We start from the raw sequence: 25,522 nt of genomic DNA, 5'->3' as shown, positions 1-25,522 counted from the left end.
CAATTTGTTTAACTTCTTAAGCCTTAATTATTATATAAAACTCCCTGTACCAAAATGAAAATACAAGGAGGTTTGATCAACTTATTTACTCAACGTCTTATCGATTAATCTTGTTCCAGTCATCGTCTGTAACTCTTCAAAACTTAACCCTTCAACTTTTTCAATGACTTGTAAACCTTCAGTTGTTACATCGATTACACATAAATCAGTATAAATACGGTCTACACATTTCAAGCCCGTTGCAGGATAGGTTAATTCCGCGACAATCTTAGGTTCACCATTTTTAGTGACATGGTCTGTAGTTACAAAAACTTTTTTAGCACCAATTGCCAAGTCCATTGCTCCGCCGACTGCAGGAATTGCATCAGTAGCACCCGTATGCCAATTTGCTAGATCGCCATTTTCTGCAACTTGAAATGCACCAAGTACGCAAATATCTAAGTGTCCGCCACGCATGATGGCAAATGAATCGCCATGATGAAAATAAGCGCCACCTTTCAGTAACGTCACAAATTCTTTACCTGCATTAATTAATTCAGAATCTTCATCTTCTTTTTTAGGAGGGGGGCCAAAAGCTAAAATTCCATTTTCAGAATGTAAAAATACATCTTTATCGGCAGGTAAATATTTTGAAATTTTGGTGGGTAAACCAATGCCTAAATTGACGTAAGCACCATCTGGAATATCTTGTGCCACACGTTCAGCAATTTGGTCACGACTTAATTTTGTATAGCTCATTTTAAAATCTCCAATGCTGATGATTGTTCAGGTGTAACTTGAATAACGTGTTGAACAAAAATACCTGGGGTAATGATGTGTTCAGGATCTAACTGACCAAGTTCAATCACTTCAGAGACTTGTGCAATTGTACAATCAGCCGCCATTGCCATAATTGGACCGAAGTTACGAGCAGCTTTTCGATAGACCAAATTTCCCCAACGATCACCTTGTTGCGCTTTAATTAATGCAAAGTCAGCATGGATAGGATTTTCTAAAACAAAATCTTTACCCTCATAATTCAGTGTCGGTTTACCTTCGGCTAATAATGTTCCAAAACCCGTGGGTGTATAAATAGGACCGAGTCCCATCCCCGTAGCTTGAATGCGACAAGCAAGATTACCTTGAGGAACGAGTTCTAATTCAATTTTTCCTGCACGATATAATTCATCAAAAATATAAGAATCAGCTTGACGTGGGAAAGAACAAATGAGTTTTCGAACAGCACCTGCTTTAAGCAGTTGGGCCAGCCCATATTCACCATTACTGGCATTGTTATTAATAATGACCAAGTCTTTCAGACCTAATTCGACTAAACCATAAATGAGTTCGGCTGGCTGACCTGCTGTACCAAACCCACTGATCATGATTGTTGAGCCATCTTTAATTTGGGACAGTGCTTCCATTAATAAAGCTGAGGTTTTATCAATCACAAAAACAACTCCATTTGTATAATGTATAAATAGTAGATTTCTTACATAAAGCTTTTGAGTTTCACTGCTCAATAGAAAATCAAAGAGGTTGTAGATACTGATGCAAGATGTCTAGCGAAATGAATAAAGATAGATATGATTGAGGAATCATGATGTATTCTACTTTTCCAAAAATAATTCAAATTATCTTGATCCAATTGTTCTAAAAATCATGTTTTAGCTGTTTAGCTAAGATATAAGTGAATCGATGCTTTTTTTTGTCTTTGTGTCATCTTAATTTGTCTTTAGGTCACTAATTCTTATTTATTTTTTGTGTTTTATATACATGTATTTCTAATGAGTTTGATCAATTAAAGTTTGAAATATTGAAGCTTTAACCATCAATCAAATATAAAAATATCACTTAGATTCTCGCTTTATTTATTCAGGATTCATGGTATAGGGTGAATATATCCCTACTTAATTTATTTCATATTTTTCATTTTAATACTTTGATTTTTAAATATATTAAAAAATTTACTCTTCCTATTCTGAATTTTATTTTCATGCGGGATTTATCTTTTTATTCAAATTTTTATGCCATATTCGTTTATAAAAAAAACCTCTATGACAAGTCAAAAAGTACTTAAGCTATTTATTTTATTATTAATTCTTCTTATTAAGTAGTAATCAAAATATGAGTCATTAAAAAAAAGAATAAGTAATAGTGACCTAAAGACAAATTTGGATGACTTAAGGACAAAAACCTATATCTATCCGTCTGTAATTTATAGGTAGAAGCAATGGATGACATTTAACACAGTGCCACCCAAAACAATACTGTTGTCGTTAAAGGATAAGTATGCGTCGTCATATGTAAAGTGGCGTATATCCAGAGTGTTGTAGTTTGGGTTATTGCGCTTGCAAGCACTGAATAAAAACCAAAAGATGGATTTAAAAATGACTTTGACTAAAGCTGTACGTTTCTATGAAACAGGAACACCTGACGTAATGCGTTATGAAGATGTAGAAGTGGGTAACCCTGGATTGGGAGAAGTACGTCTACGTCATGTCGCAGTTGGTTTAAATTATGCTGATACTTATTTCCGTAATGGTACTTATCAAATTCCGCTACCAAATGGTATGGGTGTGGAAGCTTCAGGTGTAGTAGAAGCTGTGGGTGAGGGTATTACTGATCTTGTTGTCGGTGATCGTGTGACTTATACAGGTTTTATCAATACTTTGGGTGCATATAGCGAAGAACGTTTAGTTCCTGCCAATGCCTTAATTAAATTACCTGAAGGCATTTCTTGTGAAACAGCGGCTGCGATGACAATGCGTGGGCTAACTGCATCTTATTTGATGCGACGCATTTATGACTTTAAAGCAGGCGATACGATTCTATTACATGCCGCTGCAGGTGGTGTTGGATTGATCGTTTCACAATGGGCGAAATTACTGGGTTTAACAGTGATTGGTACAACTTCATCAGAAGAAAAAGCGGCTGTCGCACGGGCACATGGTTGTGATCATGTGATTAATTATAGCCATGAAAATGTTGCTGAACGTGTCCGTGAATTGACCAAAGGTGTCGGTGTGAATGTGGTGTTTGATAGTGTGGGTAAAGATACTTTTATGGGTTCTTTAGACTCATTAAAACGTCGTGGTTTATTGGTTTGTGTCGGTACTGCTTCAGGTCCGATTCCTGCTTTTGATCCTGTTTTACTGGCGTTGAAAGGCTCACTTTATGTTACCCGTCCCGCTTTAGCCGATTATATTGCTGACCCTGCTGAGAAGAAAGCATTGGCAAATGAGCTGTTTGATCATGTGAGTAGTGGACGTATCAAAATTGAAATTAATCAACGTTATGCATTAGCAGATGCAGTCCAAGCACATCGTGATTTAGAAGCACGTAAAACAATAGGTTCATCAATTTTTGTTATTTAATCTCATTATTTAAGTTTGTACTTGGAAAGGATTTCTTATGCAAATTGAACAGTTAACTTGCAATATAGGCGCAGAGCTACATGGCGTAAATATAGCAGATGCCATTCAGGATGATGGTCTGTTTTCTGAAATTCGGACGCAATTGTTAAAACATCGTGTTTTATTTTTACGAGATCAGAACTTAACTCGAGCTGAGCATGTCGCATTTGCAGAACGTTTTGGACAGTTAGAAGATCATCCCGCAGTAGGTAGCCATCCAGATCACCCAGGATTGGTGCAGATTTATAAAAGCCCCGATAGTCCAATTGATCGTTATGAAAATGCTTGGCATAGCGATGCAAGCTGGCGAAAAATTCCGCCAATGGGAGCTGTACTTCGCTGTGTTGAGTGTCCAACAGTGGGTGGCGACACCATGTGGACGAACATGGTGATGGCATATGAAAACTTGCCTGAAGACATCAAAGTAAAGATTGCAGATTTACGTGCTTATCACAGCATAGAAGCAAGCTTTGGTGCAGCAATGCCCATCGAAAAACGTTTGGCATTAAAAGAGAAATTTCCTGATGCAGAACATCCAGTGGTTCGGACTCATCCTGAAACAGGTGAGAAAATTCTGTATGTAAATTCATTTACCACTCATTTTAGTAATTACCATACTAAAGACCGCGTACGGTTTGGACAAGATGCTAATCCAGGAGCGGCAGATTTACTGCGCTATTTAATTACTCAAGCAGCAATTCCAGAATTTCAAGTGCGTTGGAGCTGGCAACCGAACAGTATTGCTATTTGGGATAATCGCTGTACGCAACATTACGCAGTTATGGATTACCCAGCCTGTCATCGAAAAATGGAACGAGCAGGCATTATTGGTGATTTGACTTACTAGATGTGTAAGTTAAATCACACGATCTCATCAATAACTTAAGAAAATAGAATAGGAAATCAATATGCAATTCTTTGATGATTCTTTGCATCCAGAAAATATGGATAAAGTGGTTATTACTGTTGCGCCTTATGGTCCAGAATGGATGCCGGAAGATTTTCCTGAAGACATTCCAGTGACCATGGATGAGCAAATTCAAAAGGCAGTGGAATGCTACGAAGCAGGTGCAACTGTACTGCATTTACATGTGCGTGAGCTTGATGGTAAAGGTTCTAAGCGTTTATCCAAGTTTAATGAACTGATTGCAGGTGTACGTGCAGAAGTTCCTGACATGATTATTCAAGTGGGTGGTTCAATTTCATTTGCACCTGAAAGTGACGGTGAAGCTGCGGTATGGCTGAGTGATGATACTCGCCATAAATTGGCAGAATTAGATCCTAAACCAGACCAAGTAACAGTTGCGGTCAATACGACGCAAATGAATATTATGGAATTATTATATCCAGAATATTTAAAAGGGACTTCGCTTGAGCATCCTGCAATTCAAGCCGCTTATGCAGAAATGACGGTTCCCGCAGGTCCAGAATGGCTGATTGAGCATTTGAAACGTTTAACAGCAAATGGTATCCAACCACATTTCCAATTGACAGGGATGCACGGTTTGGAAACGCTTGAGCGTATGGTGCGTAAAGGTCAATACATGGGTCCAATGAACTTAACTTGGATTGGGATTGGCGGTGGTTTTGATGGTCCAAATCCATTTAACTTCTTTAATTTCCTGAACCGTGTTCCAGATGGTTGCACTTTAACCTCTGAGTCATTGTTAAAAAATGTCTTACCGTTTAACACCATGTCTATGGCAATGGGTATGCATGCGCGCGTGGGTAATGAAGATACAATCATTGACCATAAAGGTGAGCGTTTCGGTTCTGTTGATCAGATCAAACAAACAGTGCGTATCGCGCATGAGTTAGGTCGTGAAATTGCATCAGGTCAAGAAGCACGTGAAATTTACCGTATTGGTGTACAGTACGACAGCATTGAAGAAACCTTGCTTGAAAATGGTATGGCACCAAATCGCCAAGCTGGACAAAAGGGTGTTCCTTTACGTAAGTAAGGGATCAAGTCAAAAGGAATTTAGACTTGAATCAGTATTAAAAGCGTAAATAGCGAAGATCACGTTTCTGAGAGGAAATGGGCCTTCGCTGACTAGATAAAATTATAAAAACACAAGGAGGTCGTATGAATGCTCATCATTATACAGCTCATACGAGCAGTGTAGATACATCATTAAGTGTACCCCGTCGCTATGCATGGCTAGTTTTTGCCCTCACATTTGGTTTGCTTATCTCCGACTATATGTCGCGCCAAGTGTTAAATGCAGTTTTCCCTTTACTGAAAAGTGAATGGGCACTCAGTGATAGCCAATTGGGTTTATTAAGTGGCATTGTGGCACTCATGGTCGGTTTATTAACCGTTCCATTGTCATTATTGGCAGACCGTTTTGGTCGAGTCAAAAGCTTAACTATCATGGCGATATTGTGGAGCGTAGCAACATTAGGTTGCGCGCTCGCAGAAAACTATCAACAGATGTTTATCGCTCGCTTCATGGTTGGTGTTGGCGAAGCTGCGTATGGCAGTGTCGGTATTGCGGTGGTCATGGCTGTTTTTCCAAAAGAAATGCGCGCAACACTAGCCAGTGCTTTTATGGCTGGCGGAATGTGTGGCTCTTTTTTAGGTATGGCATTGGGTGGCGTACTTGCAGAACATTTTGGCTGGCGTTGGGCATTTGGTGGGATGGCGATTTTTGGTCTGGCTTTAGCATTTTTATATCCCATTATTGTCAAAGAAAATAGAATTGCTTCATCTGGCCTCACAGATTCGGCTGGGCAAAAAATTATTCAAATCAAAAATCCTCTTAGAACTTTGTACTCTAGTCCTTCAGTGATTGCCACGTATATTGGAAGTGGTTTACAGTTGTTTGTTGGCGGTGCCGTTATTGTCTGGATGCCGAGTTATCTGAACCGATATTATGCAATGAGTACTGATTCTGCAGGAATGATGGCTGCGATTATTGTTCTGTGTGGAGCAGTCGGGACGATTTTATGTGGCATGTTGTGTGACCGTATGGGGCGTGATCGCCCAGAGCGGAAAGCAATTTTAGCGATCACATATTGTTTAGGTAGTTGTCTGCTGCTATCAATTGCATTTGCCTTACCTGCAGGTTCTACTCAATTGGTTGTGATTTGTCTCGGTGTCTTTATTGTCATTGGTACCAATGGACCATCTATGGCGATGGTTGCCAATCTTACTCATAACTCAGTACATAGCTCAGCTTTTGCAACCTTAACGTTAGCCAATAATCTACTTGGATTAGCACTTGGACCACTGGTGGTTGGCAAGGTGTCTGATGCGATTGGTTTACACAATGCATTTCAATTAATGCCATTGGTGAGTATCGCTTCAGCAGCCGTATTTTTCTATGCAAAATCTCACTATAACCGAGATATAGCACGATTAAACGAGCAAGCGTTGGCACAGTTGAATGAACATAACGTGGATAATAAATGATGACCCATCAATTGCATATAGACGTGTTTTTTGACTTTATTTGCCCTTGGTGTCTGATTGGAAAACGTCAGTTACAGATTGCGATAAAGCAACTACAGCGAACTCATCCTAATGTTGAAGTGAAATTGCTTTGGCATGGGGTGCAGTTAATACCGCAGTTAGCTGCCGAAGGTGTTCCTTTTAATGAGTTTTATCTTAACAGATTAGGCAGTGCTTCTGCGGTACGTGCGCGTCAGGCTCAAGTGCATCAGGCAGCAGAAGCGGTAGGTGTTGAGATTAATTTTGATCGTATTGAGCGCATGCCGAATACTGCTAAAGCACACTATTTGTTTGAAACTGCCTTAAACGTGGGTAGTGCAGAGCAGTGTGATCTGTTGTTAGAACGACTCTTTTCTGCTTATTTTCATCACTCTGAAGATATTGGCGATACAGCGGTCTTAGTTAAAATTTCAGAAGCTTGTGGCTTTACGGATGATGCTTTAAAAAATAGCTTGGCTAAGCATGAACCTTTTGAATCTGCGAATACAGGAGGTAATGGTGTGCCTTACTTCATTTTTAATGAACGTTTGGCATTAGCGGGCGCACATCCAGCAGATGTACTTTATAAAGCGATGCTAGAAGCACTTGCAACACAAGGATAAGTGAAAATGACAGGTCGTTTTGAAGTACCACAAGAAAAAATACCTACTTCGGGTGCACGTGCATTTATTAAAGTGGGAGATAAATTTCTTGTACTGTTTAATATAGATAGCCAATTTTATGCGATTGATGATAGTTGTCCGCATCAGGGGGCTTCATTATTCAATGGGAAATTGGAAGGTCAAGTTATTCAGTGCTGTGCACATGGTTTACGTTTTGATTTAGCCAGTGGTTATTTATTAAATTCCACTCATCTTAAAGTTGCTTCATATCCAGTAGAAGTGATTGGAGAGCAAGTATTTATTGTGATAGAGAAAGTCATGGAGCAAGGAGTGCGACATGAATAGCTTACGATTTTTAGATTTGAGTCAACGCACACGTGAGTTGATGCCAGGTTTTATTGTTAGTGTTGTTGTTGCCGCCGCTGCTTGTTTTTTATCGGAGCACTATGGTGCTCCAGTGATGCTATTTGCACTACTTTTAGGTATGGCACTTAATTTCCTTGCTGCAGACAGCAAATGTAAGGCAGGGATTGAGTTTACGGCACGCACAGTATTACGTGTTGGTATTGCCTTACTTGGGATGCGGATTACGTTAGGTCAGATTACAGCATTGGGGTGGCAACCTGTTGCATTGGTTATAACGCTCGTTGTAGTTACGATTTCAGTTTCGGTTATCGCAGCTAAAATGTTGGGCTTTCAGAAACTATTTGGCATGTTGACTGGCGGTGCGACTGCGATTTGTGGTGCATCAGCAGCATTGGCATTATCAGCAGCATTTCCAAATCATCCACAAAAAGAAAAAGCCACTTTATTTACAGTGATTGGTGTTTCTGCACTTTCGACTTTAGCAATGATTGTTTATCCAATGATTGCAAGATGGTTAGAATTGTCTCCACAACTTGCGGGGGTATTTTTAGGTGCAACAATTCATGATGTCGCACAAGTGGTCGGTGCTGGTTACAGCATGTCAACAGAAACTGGTGATACAGCAACAGTTGTAAAACTAATGCGCGTTGCGATGCTACTTCCAGTGATTGTCTGTGCAGCAATGATCACACGTATGCAAGGTGCAGATTCAGGTGGTGAACGACCACCATTATTGCCTTGGTTTGCCGTTGGTTTTTTAATTCTTGCTTGTATTAATAGTACAGGTTGGGTACCCACCGTTGTGCAAGGTGGTGTCAATGAAATGTCTCGTTGGGCTTTAATTATTGCGATCAGCGCATTGGGCATGAAGACTCAAATTAAAGAGCTTGCATCTGTAGGAATAAAGCCAATTCTGTTGATGATCGGGGAAAGTGTTTTTCTTGTGGTATTGGTCTTATTATTAATGCATTGGTGGTTTTAGTCTTTAAAATTATTTTACAGAGGTTTTGCTGTGATGAATATAAATATAAAACTTTCAACAGCAAAATCGATTAATGAACTTCTTGCATTACATCTTTTAATTTCTCAGAGAAAGAAACTAAAAAAAGTTGGATGCAAGAAATCAATTCTTTTATCTTAGCTCATCAATCGAGCAAAGCTTTATTCGAATTACGCCAAGTCGTTGGTGCCATTTTAAATTGACTAATAAACCATCGTGTAAATGAACTTGGGGTAGAGTAACCCAAAATATCAGAAACTTGCCCAAGTGAATAATTCAGGTTATTCAAATAGCGAAACACCAGATTTCGCCGTACATCATTCATTAAATCACTAAAACTGGTTTGAGATGCTTCAAGACGTCGTTGCAATGTTCGTACGTTAATACCATGGGTATGTGCGATTTGATCAATCGTGGCACGGCCCATCGGTAAAAGGAGATAGATACTTTTACGGATATCAAAAATAATCGAAGATTCACTATCATTCTGTAAAATATCAAGATAACGCTGAGCATGATCAGCCATCGCCGTATTGGCTTGAGGATTGGTCGTATCCAGATCTGTCGCTGTACAGACGATACCATTGAACTCACTGCCAAATTCCAATGAGCATCCAAAAAAGCGCTTATGAGCAGCGAGATCACTCGGTGCGCTATGTGTAAAGTGTATGCTCAACGGTTTCCATTTTTGAGACAATAAAGCAGCACATAAACGATGTGTAATTCCCAGTGCCAGCTCAGTTGATTGGCGACTATACACAGAAGCAGTGGTCACCACTTCTTCTCGAATGATGACGGTATTGCCAACTTCTTCAATATAAATCGCAAGGGCATTATTCAATAAATTACGGTAGCGAACGATCGTTTGCAATGCGTCACGTAGAGTATGCTGATAACTCAACAATAAACTAATTTCTCCAAAATCTGAGAGTTGGCGTTGTTCAGCCATGCGTAAACCAAATACTTCACAACCGCTGATTTGAGCTGACTGTTCTAGTAAATCAATGGCTTTATCTACTGGAATACGTTGTTTGGTGTCATTTAATTGAGTGAGGTTAAGGCCAACACTGGATAATAAATGGTGGGCATTAACGTCTAATTGTTGGCTCACATCCAAATAGTTCTTTAGAACGGCAGCATGCGCAAGAGGTACCATTTTATTATCTCCATATTTTTAAATTAACCATCCTGATTAACCTTGATTTTTAAACAAAATACTCAGCCTTGTATAGTACTTACTTTCGGCATAAAGCAATGCTGTGTATTTGTTCGTTTTGAGTTTTTTAGCCGTTGTTAGGAAGTTGATGACTCAATATAAAACACTTTAAAACGATTTGTCATCAAATGAAAAGAGAGTGACACCTAAAGTACATCATTTAAAAAGCTAACTCTTTAATCTGAATAAAAATTTAGATCACACATTATTTTTAGAAGACTATTCAGGTGAAAGGTGTAGAGATGGAAAAAATACTGACTAAGGCGACTGTTTTAATCATTCCTGGCTTACGTGATCATGTTGCCGAACATTGGCAAACCTTACTTGAGGCTCGTTTGCTTAAAGTACGTTCTGTGCCACCTCTACAAGTAGACAAACTTAATTGTGCAAAACGCGTTGTAGCGATTCAAGAACAACTAGAACAAATAGAAGGTCCCGTTATTTTGGTTGCACACAGTGCAGGTGTTTTGATGACGATTCATTGGGCAGCTCAGCATCAACATAATATTAAAGGTGCATTGCTTGTTACTCCACCTGATTTGTCTGAAAGTTGGCCTGAAAACTACCCAAGTCCAGATACGCTTCGGCTAGAAGGTTGGAGTCCACTACCGAATCAAGTCTTGCCTTTTCCAAGTATCGTTATTGCCAGTACCAATGATCCTTTAGCTCAGCATGATGCAGTTGCTGAAATGGCAAAAACATGGGGCAGTCGGTTAGTGAACTTAGGCGCTGTGGGGCATCTTAACCCAGCTGCTGGTTTTGGTCCTTGGCCACAGGCTGAAGAATTTATTCAGCAACTTGATGATTGAGTTGATCATTAAGGCTGATTTAGGCTATCAGGAAAAAAGATGAAATGAATGAGAAATAATGACTAAAAGACTAATTTAGATGACCTAAAGACAAAAGAGAGTGTCTTGAAACAGGTAGTTTACATTTCAAGCCAAAGGATGGCTTCGAAAAATAAAGATTGAATATGTAGAAAAAAATATGTGTTTTTGGATGATTACTTTTCTTGGTTCCCAGGAAAAGCCTGTCATTTAAATTGATCATATAGTGATGAAGAACAAACCCATCAAACAATAAATCATATCTAAATGGAGCTGGTATGGTACATAAATCTGTATGTGTAAATGGAATTAGAAATAATATATTGATCATCCAAAAGTTTGGTGTCTTGTGTGGTTTGGTTTTTTCAATATCAGAAGTTTCAGCGGCTAGTTTTGAGCTTAATCAGGATTGGAAATTGGAAACCAATACCAGTTTAAGCATTGGGCAAAGTTGGAGTACAGCCAACCCTGATGCTGCATTGCTCTATAGACCTGATGCACTCAGCATTGGCAAAGAAGGTTCGAGTATTGATATTAATGGTGATAATGGTCGTGCCAATTTTGAAAAAGGGGATGCAATTTCGCAAATTATTAAAGGTTTTACTGAATTTAAATTAAATGGTAAACAACAAGGTGCTGTACTGAGTGCCAAATATTGGTATGACCATGCCTATGAAACAAGTAAAGGTGATTTTACAGCATTTGATGATTCGGCATGGCCACGTTTGGTTAAATTCAAAGGTGTTGATCTTTGGGATGCTTATATTTGGAAAAATTTTAATTTTGAAAATTCAAAAAGTTTAGAATTGAAATTGGGTAAACATGCTTTGAATTGGGGTAAATCACAATTCTTTCAAAATGGTTTAAATTCAGTCAGTGCTTTTGATTATGCTGCAATGAACCGTCCGGGTGGTGATGTAAAAGAACGGATCATTCCTGTGGAAATGTTCTCTTTTGTTGCAGGCTTGAATGATAAATTGAAGGTTGAGGGTTTTTACCAATTTAAATTTAGACCTTCAGTCATTGATGGTTGCGGTACATTCTTTGAAGTTTCTGATGTTTTTGCAGAAAATTGTGGTCCTCTTTTAATCAGTGGTCCAGGGTTTACCTCAGATCAAGCGATGAATGGTCCAGTAGATTTTACAGTCGCGCGATTACCTAGTGAATATGCCAAAAATAGTGGGCAATATGGTGTGGCGATTAAGCAAATTATTCCAAGTCTAAATAATGCTGAGCTTGGGGCATATTATGCAAATTATCACAGCCGTATTTTACATTTTGATGGTGTTGTTGTTTCTGAGCCAGGTGTTGCAAATTACCATACCGCTCGAATTGTATCGGTCTATCCTGAAGACATCCAAATGTATGGTTTGAGCTTAACAGCTAAGGTGGGAAAGACTGCAATTTTCAGTGAGTTAAATTATAAGCCTAATATGCCATTACACTTTAACAGTACTGATATGGTGTATGCACAAGCTTTATATAACGATACACCACTGACTGCTCCCAACGAAACTTTAAAACTGGGTGAACGTATTCAGGGTTTTGCAGAAGTTCCTGTAACGCAGTTTACACTTGGTGCAGCAAGTTCGATTCCAAATGTATTGGGCGCAAGTGCTTTATCTTTGGTTGGTGAAATGGGGATTAACCATATTGGCGATACTGATCAATATCATTTTGGTCGTAGTGGTGCATTTGGTCGTAGTGGTTTATCAACAGGGGCGTATGATCCATCAAAATTAGAAACCTATTGTATTACCCCAAAAACTGGACAACTGTCTGATCAGGAAGTTCGGGATCTGAATGCAAAATATTGTAATAGTGAAGGTTTCTTTGAAGAGTGGTCAATGGGTTATCGTTTACGTGGTGCATTGAGTTATAACGACTTACTAGCAGGAACAGTCATTTCACCCAGCTTAATGTTTCGTCATGATCTCAAAGGTTATGGTCTAAACTTTCAGGAAGGGCAAATGGCGATCAGTGCAGGAGTATCAGCCACTTACCAGAAAAAATATGTGACTGAACTTTCATATACCAATTTTTTTGGTTCGAATGAATTCAGTGTTTTAGATGATCGGGATTTTGCATCTTTAGTTTTTAAAGTTAATTTTTAGCGATAAAAATAAGCTTTTGATTTTAATTAACTCATCATGGTCAGCTATTGGCAATGGTGGGTTAAGTCGTTATAAATACCAATTTAGAATTTTAAAAATAGCTGGGTATATTATATTTTTGCATAAAGCACTTTTCTTTATTCGGAGGAAAATAAAGAGAGCTATTCAGTAACTTTTTATAACTTAACTATAAATATTTTATTTCACGCTGATTTTGAATAGGCGCTGACTTATTATTTATGGTGATTAAAAAAATATAAAAAATAAATAAAAGATAATGACGAAAAGACAAATATGAGTGTTTTAAAGACAAAAAAGTAAATCTGTTTGCTTGTATTTTATACTGAGAGTCAAAGGATGGCTCTAAAAATAAAGATTAAATACGGAGAAAATAAATGTACTTTTTAGACGATAGTCTTTTACCTGAAAATCAAGAAAAATTAGTCATTCAAGTCGCACCTTACGGACCACAATGGATTCCAAGTGACTCAAATGATATTCCCGTGACTTTTGATGAGCAAGTTCAAAAGGCTGTAGATTGTTATAATGCAGGTGCAACTGTCCTACATTTGCATGTTCGTGAAACAGATGGTAAAGGCTCAAAAAAAATGAGTCAGTTCAATAAAATGATTGAATCACTGCAACAAGCTGTACCTGAAATGATTATTCAAGTAGGCGGTTCTATTTCTTTTGCCCCAGAAGACGAAGGCGCTGCTGCAAGCTGGTTAGATTATGACACACGTCATATGCTTGCTGAATTAAATCCAAAACCAGATCAAGTCACCATTGCTATTAATAGTTCTCAAATGAATCTCTGCGAAATAATGTCTGCCGATGACATAGCAGGAACGATATTAGAAAAACCAGAATATCATCAAGCATACTCAGAAATGGTTGTAGATGCTAAGCCATCATTTTTTATAGAACATCTAAAACGTTTGCAAGCTAACGATATTCAACCACATTTCATGTTAGGAAATATTCATCAATTAGAAACAGTCGATCGTTTAATCCGGAAGGGTATATATACAGGTCCTTTAAATCTTAATTATGTTGCTATTGCAGGAGGATCAGCAGGGATAGATCCTTCTGACTTAATTCAATTTACTAAGCGTTGCCCAGCAGGTTCTATTTTAACGTATGAATGTTTAATGCGCTCAGTATTACCAATGAATACGATGGCAATCGCATTAGGTATGCATGTCCGAGTAGGCATTGAAGATAATTTATGGGGGCGTAAGAGTGAGCGAATGTCTTCAGTTCAACAAGTTGAAAAAACTGTTCGAGTTGCTCGTGAATTATATCGTGATGTTGCTACAGCTAAAGAAGCACGAGAAATTTATAAAATTGGAAAAAAATATAAGAGTGCTGAAGAAACAATTCATCAATTAGGTATGGCACCTAATCGTAAGCTAGGACAACGTGGATTTACAGTTCCAGGTCATTAATCATTTAAAAATTGCCGATGTTTATTGAATAGATAGTCATTGGTATCAACATTTAAAAATGGAAGTAATGACATGGAATTTCAAAACAAAGTTGTGTTGGTAACAGGTGTAGGTCCAGGCTTAGGAAAAGCATGTGCCGAAGCTTTTGCTAAATATGGAGCGAAGTTGGTAATTTGCGATGTAGATCCAATAACTTTATTAGCAACGCAAAAAATCGTTGAACAACATGGCGCAGAATGTTTGGCAGTAAAGTGTGATGTTTCTTCAAGTACTCAAGTCTCTGCAATGTTTGAAAAAATTGTTGAGCGTTATGGCACTTTAGATGTCCTTATTAATAATGCAGCAATAACACCCACTTCAGAACTAGATACGCAACGACGTACAGCCTTGTATGACTATAACGCAATGCCAGAGGCTAGACGTTCACTCAGTTTTACACGTTGGATTACCGATGAGGAATGGGAACGTTTCTGGGGCGTTAATGTTAACGGTGTATTTTATTGTACGCGTGAAGCTTTAAAACTTATGGAACCTCAACGTTCAGGGAAAATTGTGAATGTTGCATCTATAGCTGGAATGTCGAGTAAAAGTGCACATAGTCCACCTTATAGCGCAACAAAAGGAGCAGTTATTGCATTTACTAAATCAGTAGCTTATGAGGTCGCGGGCGCCAATATTTTTGTAAATGCATTAGCACCAGGTGGTGTTGCAACTGAACAGTTTAATGCGTACTTAGATGCCGTTGGTGAGGAAGCATGTAATCGACTTTGGCAAAGCGTACCTGCAGGGCGGTTTGGTACATTGGAAGAATATGCAGGAACTGTATTGTATTTAAGTGGTGAACATTATTTGGTCGGACAGGTCATTAGTCCAAATGGTGGGATTGTCATTTAATTCATAAAGGGAATAGGAATATGAAAAATACACCTAATTATGATGCTTTAAGAGCAGCAGGCTTATTCGATGCATCATTTGATGTCATGGCTGAATGGGATGGGAAGTGGACTGAATGTTTTATGACGTTAGTGCAAGATTGTCAGATGAATAATATTTTAGAACCAAAGCTTTTGTCATTGATTCGATTGATGATTGATGTAACAGCGACTCATTTATATAGGCCAGGCGTACAACGTCATGTTCGTGATGCTTTACGAATTGGTGTGAGTCGTTCTGAAATTTTAGAAGTTTTTAAATTGGCCAGTGTAGTCGGAATACATGCATGTGCACTTGGTGTTCCAATTCTAGAAAAGGAATTGGTTACAGCAGGCCTCATTGAAGAAGATGTGGTTGCTGTAGAAACGCCAGTGTGTGACGAAATACGTGCTCAAGGAATGTTTAATCCACTTTGGGAAACCCTTTATCGTTGGGATCCAGATTATTTGGAAAATTTTTTAAAAATGGCAACAAGTGCTTGGAAGAGTGGAGTATTACCAACACTTTGGGTTGAATTTTTATGTATTGCCGGAGATGCCGCAATCACCCATATGTGGTCACACGGTACACAAAGACATATTCAGGCTGCATTACAGTTAGGTGCAAATAAAGATCAAATTTTAGAAATTCTAAAAATTGTAAGTCTACAAGGGATTGAAGCTTGTGAAGTAGGCATTCCTATACTTGTGAAGGCTTTAAAAGACAATTACAAGGCATAAGTCAAAACGATCTTGATATATATAGCTTCAAGTTACACAAGAGCGATAGCGATAGGGACATTCAAAATATAAATATGAGGAGATTCATGTGGGTTTAGATCAAGAGCATTTGTCTTTAGAGAGTCATAACATCACTGCTGAAGAGCAGAATCAAACGTTTAAGAAAGTAATATTCAGAATAGTGCCTTTTATTTTTATTGCTTATTTCCTAAATATTATAGATCGAATCAATATTTCATTTGCAAAACTGCGTATGGCTGAAGATCTTTTACTAAGTGATGCAGCTTATGGAATAGGCACATCTATATTTTTTATTGGTTACCTACTTTTTGAAATTCCAAGCAATATGTATATGAAAAGAGTGGGAGCTCGAGCAACCCTAACTCGGATTATGTTGTTGTGGGGGATTCTCACAATCTTAATGAGTACTGTAGAAAGTACAACAAGCTTTTATGTTTTTCGCTTCTTGATTGGCGTGGCAGAAGCAGGTTTTGTACCGGGCATTATTTTATATTTAACCTATTGGTTTCCTGGGTTTTTAAGAGGGCGTGTAACGTCTATTTTTCTCATGTCGGCACTCGTTGCAGGGATTATTAATGGCCCTTTGGCGACTTGGATCATGTCTACATTTGATGGTTGGATGGGATTAAGAGATTGGCAAGCTCTATTTGTTATTGAAGGTGTTCCAGCGGTCATATTGGGTGTTTTTACTTGGTTTTGGCTTGTTGATAATCCAGAACAAGCAAAATGGCTCACCGTTCGTGAAAAACTTATCATCAAAATAAGCTTGTTGAGTGAGAGAGTTCCTGTTGAAAATGAAAAGAGTTCTTTAAAACAAGTATTCCTAGATCCACGAGTACATTTAATGGGTCTCGTATTTTTATGTATTTATTCAGGTACAAATACTATTACCTATTGGGTACCGACTTTAATTCGTGAATTCGGTGTACAAGATCTACATCAAATTGGATTAATTTCAAGCCTACCTTATTTATTTGCATTGATTGCAATGTATTTCGTATGCCGTAGTTCAGATAAACATCTTGAGCGTCGTTGGCATTTGGCATTAACCATGGCAGTTGGTGCATTAAGCTTTATGTTACTCGGATTTGCTCAACATGATCTGACAATTTTTATTTTATTACTTACAGTGGGCTGTGGTGCTTGCTTTTCTGCAGGTACTTTATTTTGGACGATTCCACCTACTTATTTATCTGTTACAGCAGCGGCACTCGGTATTGCATGGATTAACGTCTTAGGTAGCCTTGCTGCTGTTATTAGTCCAGCTGTGGTTGGCGCGATTAAAACACAAACAGGAAGCATTTATCTGGCATTTAGTGTGATTGGCGTATTACTTGTTATAGGAGCAATTACGATATTGCTTGCTATACCTGCACGTTTGTTAAAAGAACAAAAAAGTATCAATACACTTTAACTCTTAAGACCATAAGCACCTCCTTGTGATAGGAGGTAATCTGAAATAAATCATATCTACATGGAGATGGTATGGTGAATAAATATTTATGTCTCAATGGAACTGAAAATAATATTTCGTCAATACAAGTAGTTAGTGTTTTTTTGGGTTTGATTTTTTCAATATCTAATGTTTCAGCAACAAGTTTTGATATTAATGAAAATTGGAAATTGGAAACCAATACCAATTTAAGTGTAGGGGGGAGTTGGAGTACTCAAGATCCATCAGCTTCACTGCTTTATAAGCCTGATGCAAATAAAATAGGAAAAGATGGATATAGTCTAGATGTAAATGCTGACGATGGGCGAATTAATTTTAGTAAGAATGATCCTATTTCACAGGTTCTTAAGGGTTATACAGAGTTTCGTTTAAACGATGGTCAGCAGGGTATTGTAGCAAGTGCAAAGTATTGGTATGACTATGCCTATGAAACAGGTCATGGGGATTTAAAAGCTTTTGATGATTCTAAATTAACTAGACTTGCAAAGTTCAAAGGTGTTGATCTTTGGGATGCGTATGTATGGAAAAATTTTGAGCTTAATAATAGACGCAGTATTAATACTAAACTAGGTAAGCATGCGTTGAATTGGGGGGAATCACAGTTCTTCCAAAACGGTTTAAATTCAGTCAGTGCTTTTGATTTTGCTGCAATGAATAGACCTGGTGTTGATGTAAAAGAAATGATTATTCCTGTTGAAATGTTTTCCTTTGCAGCAGAAATAAATAAAAATCTTACCATTGAAGGTTTTTATCAATTTAAGTTTAGACCAAGTGTTGCGGATGGTTGCGGTACTTTTTTTGAAATTTCAGATGTTGTCCCTAAAAATTGTGGACCTATGCTCATGGCTGGACTTGGCGATAAATTATCAGAGACAGCATTAAATGCGAAGAGTTATATACCACGTACTGAAGATCATATGCCTAAAGATAGTGGACAATATGGTGTCGCAATTAAACAGATATTACCAAGTTTGAATAATGCTGAACTAGGTGTTTATTATGCAAATTATCATAATCGAGTTGCGAACTTTGATGCAACTACAGTAAAAGCGCGGGGAGCCGAAAATTTTAACACAGCAGCTTTTTTTGCTGTATATCCTGAAGACATTGAAATGTTTGGATTGAGTTTGACAGGTAAAATAGGAACGACAAAAGTTTTTAGTGAATTAAATTATAAACCCAATCATCCATTGCAATTAAATGGACCAGATGTTGTCTATTATCAAATTTTATCAAATGAAACACCTTTTACGCCAGTTGGGATCGCTCCTGAATTAGATGAATATATAGAAGGATATGTACGTTTACCTGTTACACAATTTTCTATAGGCGCTACAGATAATAGTATTTCTAATATTCTGGGAGCAAATACATTGACATGGGCTACAGAGTTTGGAGTCAATCATATCTCAGATATTGGTAATAGTCGTATTGGTAGAAGTAGTGCTTTTGGTCGAAGCAAGCTTTCTACAGGCGCTTATAATCCTGAGACTGGTGCATTTAAATGCACGCCGTATGGCACTGCAAATCTTTCAAAAGAAGTCATTGATAATATGAATGCTCGATTTTGTAATAAAGATGGTTTTTTTAGTGAGTGGTCTCTAGGTTATCGAGTACGTGGAATATTAAATTATACTGATATTTTCCCTGCAACGGTGATTAGACCAAGCCTTAGCTTTCGCCATGATATACACGGCTATAGTCAAAACTTTCAAGAAGGCCAAATGAGTATTGGCGCAGCATTGTCAGTAACGTATCAAAAAAAATATACAGCTGAGGTTGCCTATTATAATTTTTTTGGTTCGAATGAATTCAGTGTGATTGATGATCGAGATTTTGCATCTTTAGTTTTTAAAGTTAATTTTTAGCGATAAAATAAGCTGCTGATTTTAATTAACCTATCATGGTCATCTATTGGCGATGGTGGGTTAAGTCGTTCTAGATACGAGTTTAGAAACTTTTAAAGATGCTTAATGAGAAGATAGAATAAATTATTCCAACTTTTTTCTTTATTAGGGATTGTGTAGGAGAATTATAAATATCAGTTATCAAAAAAACTTGAATAGTATTTTAAAATTAAGGTTTGAAAATTAAAATTTATACGATATGGTCTATATGATAAATTGAGAATGAAGGCTTATTATTTCTCATTAAATAGAAATAATGATGAGCTATTAATAAATTTATAGATGCTATGCAATGAAGTTGCTTGGGAATTTTATCAAAAGGAATTTGGTACAGTGAATATGTTTTGGTTAAGAGAAATACAGGCTTTATTTACAAAGTGACGCCATCTAGTTAGGTGAGTATTTTTCTAAATTTTAATCTGACAGATTAAATCTAAAACATACCTGTTACCTCAGTAAAGCAGAGGTGAAGATGCAACATATTGATTCTAAAATCCAAGAGAAGTCTAATCCTATTGGTATCCTCAGTTTTATTGCACATTTTTTAGAAGAACAAGGTCTTGATCCACAAATCATATTTGATCAATTTGAAATTAAATTAGAAGATTTAAAAAATAATTTAATGCCCGTATCTCTACAAACACAAGGTAATATTTTTAAAGCCGTTGAAGAATTAACAGGTTGTGATCATTTAGGATTACTCATTGGCAAAGATGCAAAACTTTCAAATATAGGGCCATTACGTTTTTTAGTGTTGAATGCAGCAACAATGCGTGATGCTTTAGAAAGTTTATTTTCTTATGGCAGTATGTGGTACAGAGGGCAGAAACTCGATTTACAAGAAGATCAAGGTTATGCACGAATATGCATGCTTATTGATGGTGAAATTCCACGTAAAGAACAATATCAAACTGCATATTTAGCAGCGATTGTTTCTATTATAGAGTTGGTTCTAGCTAAGCCTTGGCGACCTACTTTAGTACGGATTTCATATCCGAAACCAAAGTCTGCGCATCTCTATGAAAAGTTTTTCCGTTGCCCAGTATGGTTTGGGCAGACACAGCATGAAATCCTATTTCCTCAGGAACAATTAGATCAAGCACGTACAGGTCATGACAATCAATTAGATGATTTTTTACGTCAACATTTATCAGAATTACAAAGTAATGATAGCGTAGATGTCATTGCTCAAGTCTGTAAAATTATTGAAGAATTATTGCCTTATCACATTTGTAACATTGAGCGAGTTGCGGAATATTTCTCTATACATCGATTCACCCTATATCGTTATTTAAATAAGCATCACACTACTTTTGAAGCCTTACTAGAAATAACAAGAAAGAAAATTGCGATTAAATTGCTTAAAAATCCAAAATTAATGATTATCGAAGTAGCCAATCAACTTGGTTATGACGATCAAGCAAATTTTACTCGCGCATTTAAACGTTGGTACGGTATTACACCAGGGCGTTGGAGACGAGCGGGCATGCAAGCTTGAAGTGAAAAATATAAGTCGGAGGATATTTAGAAATAAATGAATAGGTTTAGATGTCCATATTTTTGAAAGGAATAGGTGTGTTACTAATTATCTTTTTGTATAAAAATAATCATAAAGTTTAGAAAAATTATTTACTTAGATTCGATATCTTGCATAAATATTCCTAATCTTTTTTCGACTAGTCTCATCGAGACTTATGCATAAATACAGAAATTTTTAATAAGAATTCTACTGTCGAATTAAATTTATTTGATGTAAGTACATTAAAAAATAAATAATTAAAGCAATTTAAAATAAGCGAACGTATTTTTCTGGTTCATTGTGACTAAATGACAAATATATAAGACTAAATGACAAAATTAAAAGAGAAAATTATTGTATTTTCTAAAGCAAGAAAAGAAGTCATTGTGTACGGATATTAAAGAATAAATCCATCAAGGTTGTAAATAAGGATATTAAAATGCACGGAAATATGATGTTTCAACCCTTGTTGATTAGTAATTTAATCGAACATGCTGAAATGTATCATGCAGATACAGCCATTATCTCAAAAAATACAGATGGCACAATGACGGAGAGTTGTTGGGCTCAAATTGCTAAAAATTCAAAACGATTTGCCAATGTTTTACAATCCTTCAGTTTATCTCCTAGTGATCGAGTGGCAACCATTGCTTGGAATAATCATCGACATTTAGAATCTTGGTATGCGATATCAGGCAGTGGGTTTATTTGTCATACTATTAATCCACGTCTTTTCCCTGAACAATTGACTTACATTATTAACAATGCTGAAGATAAAGTCCTGATTTTTGATAAAACATTTCTAAATTTAATTCTTTCTATTCAAGAATCTTTAACTCATGTTGAACATTTTATTTGTCTTGATGCTTATGATGAAAACATCAAAACAGCATTCCCCGAAGTTCAGTTTTATGATGATTTAATTGCTTCACAATCTGAGTATTTTGAATGGCCACAACTTGAAGAACAAACGGCAAGTTCACTGTGCTATACCTCTGGAACGACAGGCAATCCTAAAGGGGTATTGTATAGCCATCGCTCAACAGTCTTGCATAGTTATGCAAGTAGCTTAGCTGATTCATTAAATCTCTCTGCGAAAGACCGAATTTTACCTGTAGTGCCCATGTTCCATGTGAATGCTTGGGGAACACCGTATGCGGCGGCAATGGTGGGTTGTAGTATGGTTTTACCTGGTCCAATGTTAGATGGAACCAGTTTGGTTCAGCTCATTGATCAATACAAAGTAACCAATGCGTTGGGTGTACCGACGATTTGGCAAGGTTTATTAACTGCGGCTCAGCAATTAGGAAGTCAGCTTCCAAGTTTGAAACGTAATGTTGTCGGTGGTGCAGCATGTCCACCTTCTATGATTAAAACGTTTAAAGATGTTTATCAATGCGAAACGATTCATGCTTGGGGGATGACAGAAACAAGTCCTGTTGGAGCAGTAAATCAACTCAAAGCGAAGCACTTTGATTTATCTGAAACTGAACAATCCAAACTTCGTTTATCACAAGGTCGTCCACCTTTTGGTGTACAACTGCGTGTGACTGATGCAGAAAATGGCGCGAATGAAGTTCAAAGAGATGGTCAAACTACAGGTAATTTGCAAATAAAAGGGCATTGGATTGTTGATTCTTATTTTGGTACTGATAAATCTGCACTGACTGTTGATGGTTGGTTTGATACAGGGGATATCGCAACCCTTGATCAAGATGGTTATATGAATATTAGTGACCGCTCTAAAGATTTAATTAAATCCGGTGGAGAATGGATTTCTTCTGTGGAATTAGAAAATATCGCAATTGCCCATCCTGAAATTGATAACGTTGCTGTGATTGCTGCAACGCATCTTAAATGGGATGAACGCCCCATCCTCATTGCGAAAAAATCGGCTGAAAGCCAAATTACAGCTGAAGATATTCTAGATTACTACACGGATAAAATTGCGAAATGGCAAATTCCAGACAAGGTCATTTTTGTTGATTCAATCCCTGTCGGTGGAACAGGTAAAATTTTGAAAAAGGATTTACGTGAAATATATGGATCAGTTTTATTAGAAAGCTAATCAAATTTCATACTAAATCGTGTGTGAAAATATTGAAGAGATATATCAACTTCAATGGATAACGAAGTGCTAAGGAAGGGAATATGACAGAACAAACGTCTGCAGGTTTAAGATTTAGACAAGCGCTAGAAGTGGAAAAACCATTACAGATCATAGGTACAGTCAATGCTTATGCAGCAATGATGGCGAAACAAGTCGGCTACAAGGCGATTTACGTTTCGGGTGCAGGGGTTGCGAACTATTCTTATGGCTTACCTGATTTAGGGATGACCAGTCTTGATAACGTATTAGAAGACGTCCGCCGTATTACCGAACGAGTCGATACTCCATTACTTGTTGATATTGATACAGGTTGGGGTGGTGCATTCAATATTGCCCGTACTGTGAAACAAATGATTGCGGCAGGCGCAGCGGCTGTTCACATTGAAGACCAAGTGGCACAAAAACGTTGTGGACATCGTCCAAACAAAGAAATCGTCACTCAACAAGAAATGGTCGATCGCATCAAAGCAGCGGTTGATGCGAAAACAGATTCAAACTTTGTGGTGATGGCACGTACCGATGCCCTACAAAAAGAAGGTCTACAAGCGGTGATTGACCGTGCCTGTGCCTGTGTAGAAGCGGGTGCAGACGCCATCTTTGCCGAAGCAATGACCGACATCACCATGTACAAAACCGTTTGCGATGCAGTTGGTGTACCCGTTTTGGCGAATATTACCGAATTTGGTGATACCCCGTACTACACCACAGAAGAATTGGGTGAGCAGGGGATTTCAATGGTGCTTTATCCATTGTCTGCAACCCGAGCAATGCAAAAAGCAGCACTTGAAGTCTTCCAAGCGATTCGTAAAGACGGCACACAAGTAAATGTTCTCGACAAGATGCAACAACGCAAAGAACTCTACGAATTTCTGGATTACCATACATTTGAAAACACCTTAGACAAACTATTCACTCAAGAGAAATAAAAAATGGCTGAAGGAAAAGTACTCACAGGCGCAGGATTGCGTGGACAAGTTGCAGGAAAAACTGCACTCTCGACTGTTGGAAAAAGTGGCGCAGGCTTAACCTACCGTGGTTATGATGTACAAGATCTGGCAGAAAACTGCCAATTCGAAGAAGTGGCTTACTTGATCTTCTTTGGTGAACTGCCAACAACAGAGCAGTTAGCCACTTATAAAGCAAAACTCAAATCATTACGTCAATTGCCACAAGCACTCAAAGAAGTACTTGAACGCATTCCTGCAGATTCACATCCAATGGATGTGATGCGTACAGGGGTTTCAATGCTAGGTAACCTAGAAACAGAACAAACATTTGCACAACAGCAAGATGTAGCAGATCGCATCCTCGCAACATTGCCTGCGATCATTTGCTACTGGTACCGTTTCAGCCATGATGGTGTACGTATTGAAGAGAATACCGATGATGATTCAATCGGTGCACAATTCTTACATCTACTTCGTGGTGAAAAACCAAACGAATTACATGAACAAGTGATGAACGTTTCATTGATTCTCTATGCAGAGCATGAATTCAATGCATCAACATTCACAGCACGTGTCTGTGCATCAACACTGTCAGATATGCATTCATGTATTACAGGTGCAATTGGTTCACTTCGTGGTCCATTACATGGTGGTGCCAATGAAGCTGCGATGGAAATGATTGAAAATTGGACTTCACCAGAAGAAGCAGAACGTGAAATGCTGGGCAAGCTTGAACGTAAAGAAAAGATCATGGGCTTTGGGCATGCAATCTACAAAGACAATGACCCGCGTAATGGTATCATTAAAATTTGGTCTGAGAAATTAGCCAAAGATGTGGGTGATACAGTACTTTACCCAGTATCAGTACGCTGTGAAGAAGTGATGTGGCGTGAGAAGAAACTATTCTGTAATGCAGACTTCTTCCATGCATCGGCGTATCACTTCATGGATATTGCAACCAAACTGTTTACACCGATCTTTGTGATGAGTCGTGTGACAGGTTGGGCAGCACATGTGATGGAACAACGTGCAGACAATCGTATTATTCGCCCGAGTGCGGATTATACGGGACCTGAGTTGCGTAAAGTCGTACCGATTGAAGCGCGTTCGATGGCTGCTTAATTACTAAGTATTCTTAAGTAAAATGGTTTAAAAATGAGAGCTCGGCTCTCATTTTTTTATATATTAAAAATCGTAAAGCCCATGAATAGGAGTTTTAAATAACTGTTAACATTTTTTCTTTTTCAATGCGAAATAAAAAATTCATGAAAAAGCTTAGAAGATATTTTTAATAATTACAAATCTAATCAATATAAAATTAGTGTGGTTAAAATTGAATAAATTAAGTGGTTTCTGATTTTATGAACAAACATAGCTGGTAATTGAGATAAAGCAAAACTTTTAACGCCTATCGTGTGCCTAAATTTAGATTTTGAGTAAAATTAACGTAAATTTATTGGCTTGATGTGTGATGTTAAATTATTATTTTTA

General features: G+C 37.7%; 21 protein-coding genes. 18 read left to right on the top strand and 3 right to left on the bottom strand.

Annotated elements, in window-relative coordinates:
• Positions 1-81: 81 nt before the first annotated feature.
• Together B9T35_RS14825 and B9T35_RS14820 are read right to left on the bottom strand one after the other, a co-directional pair.
• On the bottom strand, positions 82-738 hold the full coding sequence (locus B9T35_RS14825) for a 3-oxoacid CoA-transferase subunit B (RefSeq protein ID WP_086191870.1): 657 nt from the start codon (positions 736-738) through the stop codon (positions 82-84).
• Positions 735-1,430: a 3-oxoacid CoA-transferase subunit A gene (locus B9T35_RS14820; protein WP_086191869.1), complete on the bottom strand. Its 696-nt coding sequence runs from the start codon at positions 1,428-1,430 to the stop codon at positions 735-737. The genes B9T35_RS14825 and B9T35_RS14820 overlap by 4 nt, the downstream gene beginning before the upstream one ends.
• A 939-nt stretch (positions 1,431-2,369) precedes the next feature.
• Here B9T35_RS14820 and B9T35_RS14815 point away from each other — a divergent pair.
• The 7 genes from B9T35_RS14815 (at position 2,370) to B9T35_RS14785 (ending at position 8,799) form a co-directional block, all read left to right on the top strand.
• On the top strand, positions 2,370-3,356 hold the full coding sequence (locus B9T35_RS14815; protein ID WP_086191879.1) for a quinone oxidoreductase family protein: 987 nt from the start codon (positions 2,370-2,372) through the stop codon (positions 3,354-3,356).
• A gap of 37 nt (positions 3,357-3,393) precedes the next feature.
• Entirely contained in the window at positions 3,394-4,242 is an 849-nt protein-coding gene (locus B9T35_RS14810) for a TauD/TfdA dioxygenase family protein (protein ID WP_086191868.1), read from the top strand.
• Positions 4,243-4,303: 61 nt separating this feature from the next.
• Positions 4,304-5,356, top strand: coding sequence for a 3-keto-5-aminohexanoate cleavage protein (locus B9T35_RS14805; protein WP_086191867.1), 1,053 nt, complete (start codon positions 4,304-4,306; stop codon positions 5,354-5,356).
• A 125-nt stretch (positions 5,357-5,481) separates the two neighbouring features.
• Entirely contained in the window at positions 5,482-6,810 is a 1,329-nt protein-coding gene (locus B9T35_RS14800) for an MFS transporter (protein WP_086191866.1), read from the top strand.
• Positions 6,807-7,451, top strand: a complete 645-nt coding sequence (locus tag B9T35_RS14795) for a DsbA family oxidoreductase (protein WP_086191865.1) — start codon at positions 6,807-6,809, stop codon at positions 7,449-7,451. The genes B9T35_RS14800 and B9T35_RS14795 overlap by 4 nt, the downstream gene beginning before the upstream one ends.
• Positions 7,452-7,457: 6 nt before the next feature.
• Positions 7,458-7,796, top strand: coding sequence for a Rieske (2Fe-2S) protein (locus tag B9T35_RS14790; RefSeq protein WP_086191864.1), 339 nt, complete (start codon positions 7,458-7,460; stop codon positions 7,794-7,796).
• Positions 7,789-8,799 carry a YeiH family protein gene (locus B9T35_RS14785; RefSeq protein WP_086191863.1) on the top strand — a complete coding sequence of 337 codons (1,011 nt, stop codon included), beginning with the start codon at positions 7,789-7,791 and terminating at the stop codon, positions 8,797-8,799. The genes B9T35_RS14790 and B9T35_RS14785 overlap by 8 nt, the downstream gene beginning before the upstream one ends.
• 163 nt (positions 8,800-8,962) lie before the next feature.
• Here B9T35_RS14785 and B9T35_RS14780 read toward each other — a convergent pair whose 3' ends face one another.
• Positions 8,963-9,973, bottom strand: a complete 1,011-nt coding sequence (locus tag B9T35_RS14780; RefSeq protein WP_086191862.1) for an AraC family transcriptional regulator — start codon at positions 9,971-9,973, stop codon at positions 8,963-8,965.
• A 302-nt stretch (positions 9,974-10,275) separates the two neighbouring features.
• Here B9T35_RS14780 and B9T35_RS14775 point away from each other — a divergent pair, with 302 nt between their 5' ends.
• From B9T35_RS14775 to prpC, 11 genes are all read left to right on the top strand, one after another.
• Positions 10,276-10,842: an RBBP9/YdeN family alpha/beta hydrolase gene (locus B9T35_RS14775; RefSeq protein ID WP_086191861.1), complete on the top strand. Its 567-nt coding sequence runs from the start codon at positions 10,276-10,278 to the stop codon at positions 10,840-10,842.
• Positions 10,843-11,138: 296 nt separating this feature from the next.
• On the top strand, positions 11,139-12,974 hold the full coding sequence (locus B9T35_RS14770; RefSeq protein WP_086191860.1) for a DUF1302 domain-containing protein: 1,836 nt from the start codon (positions 11,139-11,141) through the stop codon (positions 12,972-12,974).
• 395 nt (positions 12,975-13,369) lie between these two features.
• Complete coding sequence (locus B9T35_RS14765; RefSeq protein ID WP_086191859.1) at positions 13,370-14,422, top strand: 3-keto-5-aminohexanoate cleavage protein; 1,053 nt, start codon at positions 13,370-13,372, stop codon at positions 14,420-14,422.
• A 39-nt stretch (positions 14,423-14,461) separates the two neighbouring features.
• Positions 14,462-15,316, top strand: a complete 855-nt coding sequence (locus tag B9T35_RS14760; protein ID WP_322853545.1) for an SDR family NAD(P)-dependent oxidoreductase — start codon at positions 14,462-14,464, stop codon at positions 15,314-15,316.
• 20 nt (positions 15,317-15,336) lie between these two features.
• Positions 15,337-16,074, top strand: a complete 738-nt coding sequence (locus B9T35_RS14755) for a gamma-carboxymuconolactone decarboxylase (RefSeq protein WP_086191857.1) — start codon at positions 15,337-15,339, stop codon at positions 16,072-16,074.
• A gap of 88 nt (positions 16,075-16,162) precedes the next feature.
• Positions 16,163-17,509: an MFS transporter gene (locus tag B9T35_RS14750; RefSeq protein ID WP_086191856.1), complete on the top strand. Its 1,347-nt coding sequence runs from the start codon at positions 16,163-16,165 to the stop codon at positions 17,507-17,509.
• Positions 17,510-17,580: 71 nt separating this feature from the next.
• Positions 17,581-19,416, top strand: coding sequence for a DUF1302 domain-containing protein (locus B9T35_RS14745; protein WP_086191855.1), 1,836 nt, complete (start codon positions 17,581-17,583; stop codon positions 19,414-19,416).
• 511 nt (positions 19,417-19,927) lie between these two features.
• Complete coding sequence (locus B9T35_RS14740; RefSeq protein WP_086191854.1) at positions 19,928-20,953, top strand: AraC family transcriptional regulator; 1,026 nt, start codon at positions 19,928-19,930, stop codon at positions 20,951-20,953.
• A gap of 460 nt (positions 20,954-21,413) precedes the next feature.
• The gene (locus tag B9T35_RS14735) at positions 21,414-23,042 is read left to right on the top strand and encodes a long-chain fatty acid--CoA ligase (RefSeq protein ID WP_086191853.1); all 1,629 of its coding nucleotides are present in this window, start codon (positions 21,414-21,416) and stop codon (positions 23,040-23,042) included.
• A gap of 83 nt (positions 23,043-23,125) precedes the next feature.
• A complete protein-coding gene (gene prpB / locus B9T35_RS14730) occupies positions 23,126-24,010 on the top strand; it encodes a methylisocitrate lyase (RefSeq protein ID WP_086191852.1) in 885 nt (294 codons plus the stop codon).
• 3 nt (positions 24,011-24,013) lie between these two features.
• The gene (gene prpC / locus B9T35_RS14725) at positions 24,014-25,153 is read left to right on the top strand and encodes a 2-methylcitrate synthase (RefSeq protein WP_086191851.1); all 1,140 of its coding nucleotides are present in this window, start codon (positions 24,014-24,016) and stop codon (positions 25,151-25,153) included.
• Positions 25,154-25,522: the final 369 nt, after the last annotated feature.

Origin of the sequence: Acinetobacter sp. ANC 3832 (assembly GCF_002135415.1) — a bacterium.
GTDB lineage: Bacteria > Pseudomonadota > Gammaproteobacteria > Pseudomonadales > Moraxellaceae > Acinetobacter.
The sequence above is the reverse complement of the archived record's forward strand: the minus strand, read 5'-3'. Positions and strand labels throughout refer to the sequence as shown.